Below are 6,427 nucleotides of genomic sequence, written 5' to 3'. Positions count from 1 at the left end.
ACCCGCCACGGCGGGTCTTGTCATGTCTGGGGGCAGAGGGCGCGGATCCAGCCGGCCAGGGTGGAGAGGGCCTGCTCCAGCTCCGGGCTCCAAGGAAGAGAGGCGTTCAGGCGCAGGCCGTGCTCGTGCTCGCCGCCCCCCGAGAAGAGCGCCCCTGGGGCGAGTGAAAACCCGGCAGCCAGCGCCTGGCGATGCAGAGCGCGGGTGTCGCAGCCGGGCGGCAGGGTGAGCCAGAGAAAGAAGCCCCCCTCGGGCTGGCTGAGGGTGACCGACTCGGGCAGCAGGGCCAGCAGGGCCGAGCGCATCTGGCTCATGCGCCGCGCCAGCGTGGTGCGCAGGCGGCGCAGGTGGGCGTCATAGCCCCCCTGGGTGAGCAGAGCGGCCAGGGCCAGCTGGCTCGGCACATTGGTCGCCAGGGTTGAGATGAGTTGCAGCCGCTCGATGCGCGGGGCGTGCTGTCCGGCCACCACCCAGCCGACCCGAAAGCCCGGCGCCACACACTTGGAAAACGACGAGCAGAGCAGGCTGGTGCCCGCCTGGTCCCACGCCTTGAGGGGCAGAGGCCGCTCGCGCCCGAAATAGAGCTCCCCGTAGACATCATCCTCCACCACCGGCACCCGGTAACGGGCCAGCAGCGCCATCAGAGCCGCCTTGTGCTCGTCGCGCTGGGTGTGGCCGAGGGGGTGCTGCACGTTGGCCATCAGCCAGCACGCCTTGATGGGGCGATCGCGCAGGGCCGCCTCGAGCCGGCTCAGGCAGATGCCGACCCCGGGGATCACCGGGATCTCCACCGCCCGCAGCTTGAGCCGCTCGATGGCTTGCAGGGCGCCGTAAAAGGTGGGGGACTCCACCGCCACCCAGTCGCCGGGCTCGGTCAGGGCCTGCAAGCTCAAAGAGAGCGCCTCCATGGCGCCGGTGGTGATGATGATCTCGCCAGGATCTACCGGCAGCCCGTGGCGGGCGTAGCGCTGGGCGATGGCACGGCGCAGCGCCTCGTTGCCGGGAGGAAGATCGGTGACGGTGCTGAACGGATCGAGGCTGCGCATGCAGCCGGCCAGCAGGCGCCCAAGGCGGGGCAGGGGGAACAGGTGGGGATCGGCCACCGCCATGCCGAGGGGCACTAGGTTGCGGGCCTTGCTCGCCTGCAACACCTCGAACACCAGATCGTTGATGTCGACGGCGCCGGTGTAGCGGGTCACCCCCATGGCGGTCGGCTGGCGCGCCGGGCTCCCCTTGACGTAGTAGCCGGATTGGGGGCGCGCCTGCAACAGCCCTTGGCTTTCGAGCAGCTGATAGGCCTGCAATACCGTCATGGGGCTCAGGCGGTGGGCCTGGCAGCTCTGGCGGATGGAGGGGATGCGCTCCCCCGGTTGCCAGACGCCGGCCTCGATCTGGGTGCGCAGCCGCTCGGCGAGATCGCGGTAGAGGGGCATAGAGGGTCAAACTGTTATAGGTGTAATTCACTATAACTGCATCTGTTATAGGTGTCATGCTCCGTGGTGTACTGGCGCGGCACAAAAACGTGCCTACCAAGTACATCAAAAGAGAAGCGACACATGATCAATCCGGATGACGTGGTAAGCCTGTCGCGCCTGCAATTTGGCGCCACGGCCATGTTCCACTTCCTGTTTGTGCCCCTCACCCTGGGTCTTTCCTGGATCCTGGTGATCGCCGAGTCGGCCTATGTGATGACCGGTAAGGTCGTCTACCAGGAGATCACCCGTTTCTGGGGGAAGCTCTTTGGCATCAACTTCGTCATGGGGGTGACCACAGGCCTCACCCTGGAGTTTCAGTTCGGCACCAACTGGGCCTATTACTCCCACTATGTCGGCGACATCTTCGGCACCCCCCTGGCGGTCGAGGGGCTGATGGCCTTCTTCCTCGAATCGACCCTGGTGGGCCTTTTTTTCTTTGGCTGGGACAAGCTCTCCCGGGGTCAGCACCTGCTGGTGACGGCGCTGGTGGCGCTTGGCTCCAACCTCTCGGCCCTGTGGATCCTCATCGGCAACGGCTGGATGCAGAACCCGGTCGGCGCCGAGTTCAACCTGCTGACCCAACGCATGGAGCTGACCGACGTGGCGGCGGTGCTGTTTAACCCGGTAGCCCAGGTCAAGTTTGTCCACACGGTGGCGGCGGGTTACGTGGCGGCCTCCCTGTTCGTGATGGGGGTGAGCAGCTGGTACCTGCTGCGCCGGCGTGAGCAGGCCTTTGCCCTGCGCTCGTTTGCCATCGCCTCGGGCTTTGGGTTGGCGGCCATCCTCTCGGTGATCGTGCTTGGCGACGAGTCGGGCTATCGCACCGGCGAGGTGCAGAAGGTCAAGCTCGCCGCCATCGAGGCGGAGTGGGAGACCGAGCCGGCGCCGGCGGCCTTCACCCTGTTTGGCTTTCCGGATCAGCAGGCCGAGACCACCCACGCCGCCATCAAGATCCCCTACATGATGGGGCTCATCGCCACCCGATCCCTCGATGAGCCGGTCACCGGCATCAAGGATCTCAAGCGCGAACACGCCCAGCGCATCCGCCAGGGGATCGAGGCGGTCGACGCCCTGGAGCGGATCCGCGCCGGGGATGCGAGCGAGGCGACCCGGGCGCGTTTCGAGCGCCACCGGGCCGATCTCGGCTATGGTCTGCTGCTCACGCCGTATGCCAACCCCATCGCCAGCGCCGACGAGGCGGCCATCGCCAAGGCGGTCGATGACTCGATCCCGCCGGTGGCGCCGCTGTTTTGGTCGTTTCGCCTCATGGTGGGGCTCGGGGTGGTGATGCTGGGACTGTTTGTGGCGGGCTTTGTGCAGCTGTGCCGCCACCGGCTGACTCGCTCGCCGCGCCTGCTGCGGGCCCTGCTCTGGTCGATCCCGCTGCCCTGGCTCGCCATCGAGGCGGGTTGGTTTGTGGCCGAGTTCGGTCGCCAGCCCTGGACCATCAGCGACGTGCTGCCGGTGTCGGCCTCGGTCTCCTTGCTCAGCGCAGGGCAACTCTGGTTCAGCCTGATCGGCATCTGCACTATCTACCTGAGCCTGCTGGTGGTGGAGCTGTTCCTGCTCTGCCACGTCATCGGCAAGGGGCCGGCCATGGTGCGCGCGCCGCTTGTCTCCTCATCTTCGCTGCCAAGGAGCGCCTGATGGATTACGCAACCCTGAAACTGATCTGGTGGGGCCTGGTGCTCTTCATGCTGGTGGGCTTCGTGGTGCTCGATGGTTTCGATCTCGGCATCGCCATGCTGCTGCCGCTGGTGGGCCGCGACGACGAGGAGCGCCGCTTGGCGATCAACAGCGTCGGCCCGGTGTGGGAGGGCAACCAGGTGTGGATCATCGCCGGCGCCGGTGCCCTGTTCGCCGCCTGGCCCCTGGTCTATGCCGCCGCCTTCTCGGTGCTCTATGTGCCCCTCATCGTGCTGCTGTTTGGCCTGTTCCTGCGTCCGGTCGGCTTTGATTACCGCAGCAAGCTCGAGCACGCCGCCTGGCGGCGCTGGTGGGATCGCGCCCTGGTGGCCGGTGGCCTGCTGCCGACCCTGGTGCTCGGGGCGGCCCTGGCCCTGGTGATGCAGGGGCTGCCGTTTCGCTTCGACAGCGCCCTACGCCTGCACTATGGCCCCTTCGCCCTGCACGGCCGCTTTATCGCCGCCGTCATGCTCTGCGTGGTCGCGGCCTTGCTGCTGCACGGGGCCAGCTTCCTGCATGTCAAAGTCGAGGGGGCGGTGGCGCAGCGGGGCCGCGCCCTGGCCATAGGGCTGGGGGGGCTGGTGAGCGGCGCCTACCTGCTGGCCGGCTGGCAGCTGGCGGCCCTGCCGGGTTATGCGCTCGCCCCTGGGCTTGCCACCGATGCGGCCCTGAGCCCGCTGGCCAAGCTGGTGACCTTGCACCCGGAGGGCTGGCTGGCCAACTACCGGGCGACGCCGGCCCTGTGGCTGGTGCCCCTGCTGGGGGCCACGTTGCCGCTGCTAAGTGCTCTGCTGGCCTGGCGCCGCTTGCCACGGCTGGGGCTGCTGGCCAGCGGCGGCGCCTGCGCGGCCATGCTGGTGTCGGTCGCCATCGCGCTGTTTCCGTTTGTGCTCCCCTCGTCGCTCGATCCGGGCAGCAGCCTGACCCTGTGGGATGGGGTATCGAGCTTTAAGACCCTGGCCATCATGCTCGGCATCGTGCTGGTGCTGATGCCCATCAACCTCGGCTACACCCTCTGGGTCTACCGGGTAGTGCACGGGCGGATCGACCGGGCGCAGCTGCGCCGCCGCAGCCATCAACTCTACTGACAAGGAGAGAGACATATGTGGTATTTCACCTGGTTCCTGGGGCTTGGCTTTGCCCTGCTGGTCGGGCTGTGCAACCTGCTCTGGCTGGAGGCGCGCTGGGCCGCCGGGTTGGGGGATGATGAGACGCGTCCCGAGTGAAAAAAAGAGGAGCCGATGGCTCCTCTTTTTTTATTAGTAGCGACCGACCTCGATGGGGGATTCGCGCTCTATGGTCGTCAGGCGCGCCGCCCACTCGTCGAGCCAGTGTTCGCGCACCACCTGCTCGGCGCCTGCCGGCCCATGGAACAGGGCAGGGGCAAGCACCTGGTAACCGACACATTGCAAGATGCCGCGCTCAATGGGACGCAAGATGGCGTGGATGTCGCCGTGCAGCCCCTCTGGCTGGTAGGCCGGCTCATCGGCTCCCGTGGTCACACAGAGCAGGGCGCGCCGCTCGGCAAAGCGGCCGTGCTGATAGAGCTGGCCCTCCTCATAGATGCGCCCCATGGCAAAGACCCGGTCGACCCAGCCTTTGAGGATGGCCGGCAGGCCAAACCACCAGAGGGGAAAGAGCAAGATGAGCAGCTCGGCCTCTTCCAGCTTGGCCATCTCGCCGTCAATCTCGGCGGTGAAGCTGTCGCGCTGGGCGGCGTAACGCTCCTCTTGCTGCAACCTGAGGTAGGTGGGGTGGTGCTGGGTATGGAAGTTGCGCCGATCCGAGACAGGATCAAAGCCCATGGCATAGAGATCGCTGGTCATGACGGTGTGCCCGGCGGCTTCCAGCGTCTCGATGGCGGTCTCGAACAGGGCGCCACAGAAGCTTAAGGGTTCGGGGTGGGTGTGGACGATGAGCACTTTCATGGGCGATCTCCGATGCAGTCATGGGGCCAGCATAACGGCCTCATGGCACGGCGCCCAGCCGCCGGATGAGCAAGCTGGGCGCACGATCACACGGTTTACTTGCAGGTGGCGAGCGCCGGGGCATCGGCACGGCGACCGGTATAGGTCAGCGCCAGGGCCATCAGCACGATGAGGGCGCCGATCCAGGGGGTGTGGATGAGGCCGAGGTGCTCGACGGTGGCGCCACCGACCACTGAGCCCAGCGCGATACCGATGTTGAAGGCGGCGATGTTCAGGCCCGAGGCGACGTCCACCGCCTTGGGGGCGTGGCGCTCGGCTTCCTGTACAACCAGCACTTGCAGACCCGGCACGTTGCCGAAGGCGAAGGCGCCCCACACCAGGACGGTGAGCACCACCAGCACCGGGCTGGATGCGGTGAAGTTGAGGGCCAGCAACACCAGGGCCAGACCGGCGAACATCACTCGCAGGGCGCGCACCGCACCGAGGCGATCGGCCAGCTTACCACCCCAGATGTTGCCGATGGCAACCGAGGCTCCGTAGGCGAGCAGCACCAGGCTCACGGCATTGGCGGAAAGACCGCTCACCTGCTGCAAGATCGGGGCGAGGAAGGTAAACGCGGTGAAGGAGCCGCCGTAGCCGAGCGCCGTCTTGGCATAGACCTTGAGCAGGGGGGCCTTGGTCAGCACCGAGAGCTGATCCTTAAAGCGGGCCGCCTCACCCTTGGGCAGGTTGGCCGGGATCAGCAGCAGGCTGCCGAGCAGGGCGATGGCACCGAGCAGGCTCACCACCAGGAAGGTCTCACGCCAGCCGAAGTGCTGACCAATCCAGGTACCGAGCGGCACCCCGGTCACCAGCGCCACGGTCAGGCCGCTGAACATGATGGCGATGGCACTGGCCGCCTTCTCGCGGGCCACCAGACCGGTGGCGATGGTCGAGCCGATGGAGAAGAAGACCCCGTGGGTGAGGCCGGTGAGCACGCGGGCCATCACCAGGGTGCCATAGTCGGGCGCCTGCCAGGCAAACAGGTTGCCGAGGGTGAAGACCCCCATCAAGGCGACCAGCAGCCACTTGCGCGGCAGACGGGCGGTGAGGGCGGTCAGCACCGGGGCGCCGATGGCGACGCCGAGGGCATAGAGGCTGACCAGCAGCCCTGCCGAGGGGAGAGAGACCGCCAGCTGTTCGGCGATGGTGGGCACCAGCCCGACGATGACAAATTCGGTGGTGCCGATGGCAAAGGCACTGAGAGTGAGGGCAAATAACGCCAGTGGCATGGAAAACTCCAGATTGGGTGGTGATATACAGTGAGCGCAGTATGCAGGGGGAGTTTGTTGTTTAAAA

6 protein-coding genes are annotated in these 6,427 nt (G+C 66.6%); 3 read left to right on the top strand and 3 right to left on the bottom strand.

The window, feature by feature from the left end; translation table 11 throughout:
• Nucleotides 1-20: 20 nt before the first annotated feature.
• Complete coding sequence (locus BN1134_RS15775) at nucleotides 21-1,433, bottom strand: aminotransferase-like domain-containing protein (RefSeq protein ID WP_042048372.1); 1,413 nt, start codon at nucleotides 1,431-1,433, stop codon at nucleotides 21-23.
• Between the two features lie 123 nt (nucleotides 1,434-1,556).
• On the opposite strand from BN1134_RS15775, the gene BN1134_RS15770 reads away from it, so the two are divergent.
• Genes BN1134_RS15770 through BN1134_RS15760 form a run of 3 tightly spaced genes read left to right on the top strand, consistent with a single transcriptional unit; the run spans nucleotide 1,557 to nucleotide 4,387 of the window.
• The gene (locus BN1134_RS15770) at nucleotides 1,557-3,122 is read left to right on the top strand and encodes a cytochrome ubiquinol oxidase subunit I (RefSeq protein ID WP_042048371.1); all 1,566 of its coding nucleotides are present in this window, start codon (nucleotides 1,557-1,559) and stop codon (nucleotides 3,120-3,122) included.
• Complete coding sequence (gene cydB / locus BN1134_RS15765; RefSeq protein ID WP_042048370.1) at nucleotides 3,122-4,249, top strand: cytochrome d ubiquinol oxidase subunit II; 1,128 nt, start codon at nucleotides 3,122-3,124, stop codon at nucleotides 4,247-4,249. The genes BN1134_RS15770 and cydB overlap by 1 nt, the downstream gene beginning before the upstream one ends.
• A gap of 15 nt (nucleotides 4,250-4,264) precedes the next feature.
• A complete protein-coding gene (locus tag BN1134_RS15760) occupies nucleotides 4,265-4,387 on the top strand; it encodes a CydX/CbdX family cytochrome bd oxidase small subunit (RefSeq protein ID WP_042048368.1) in 123 nt (40 codons plus the stop codon).
• 33 nt (nucleotides 4,388-4,420) lie between these two features.
• On the opposite strand, the gene BN1134_RS15755 is transcribed toward BN1134_RS15760, so the two are convergent.
• Together BN1134_RS15755 and BN1134_RS15750 are read right to left on the bottom strand one after the other, a co-directional pair.
• Nucleotides 4,421-5,089: an NAD(P)H-dependent oxidoreductase gene (locus BN1134_RS15755; protein ID WP_042048367.1), complete on the bottom strand. Its 669-nt coding sequence runs from the start codon at nucleotides 5,087-5,089 to the stop codon at nucleotides 4,421-4,423.
• Between the two features lie 95 nt (nucleotides 5,090-5,184).
• Nucleotides 5,185-6,360: an MFS transporter gene (locus BN1134_RS15750; protein WP_042048366.1), complete on the bottom strand. Its 1,176-nt coding sequence runs from the start codon at nucleotides 6,358-6,360 to the stop codon at nucleotides 5,185-5,187.
• Between the last annotated feature and the right edge of the window lie 67 nt (nucleotides 6,361-6,427).

This window comes from Aeromonas simiae, from assembly GCF_000820125.1.
GTDB lineage: Bacteria > Pseudomonadota > Gammaproteobacteria > Enterobacterales > Aeromonadaceae > Aeromonas > Aeromonas simiae.
The sequence above is the reverse complement of the archived record's forward strand: the minus strand, read 5'-3'. Positions and strand labels throughout refer to the sequence as shown.

Bases quoted from the DNA above. Each gene is read 5' to 3' on its own strand.
- BN1134_RS15755 (WP_042048367.1), bottom strand. From the start codon at position 5,089: ATGAAAGTGCTCATCGTCCACACCCACCCCGAACCCTTAAGCTTCTGT.
- cydB (WP_042048370.1), top strand. From the start codon at position 3,122: ATGGATTACGCAACCCTGAAACTGATCTGGTGGGGCCTGGTGCTCTTC.
- BN1134_RS15750 (WP_042048366.1), bottom strand. From the start codon at position 6,360: ATGCCACTGGCGTTATTTGCCCTCACTCTCAGTGCCTTTGCCATCGGC.
- BN1134_RS15760 (WP_042048368.1), top strand. From the start codon at position 4,265: ATGTGGTATTTCACCTGGTTCCTGGGGCTTGGCTTTGCCCTGCTGGTC.
- BN1134_RS15775 (WP_042048372.1), bottom strand. From the start codon at position 1,433: ATGCCCCTCTACCGCGATCTCGCCGAGCGGCTGCGCACCCAGATCGAG.
- BN1134_RS15770 (WP_042048371.1), top strand. From the start codon at position 1,557: ATGATCAATCCGGATGACGTGGTAAGCCTGTCGCGCCTGCAATTTGGC.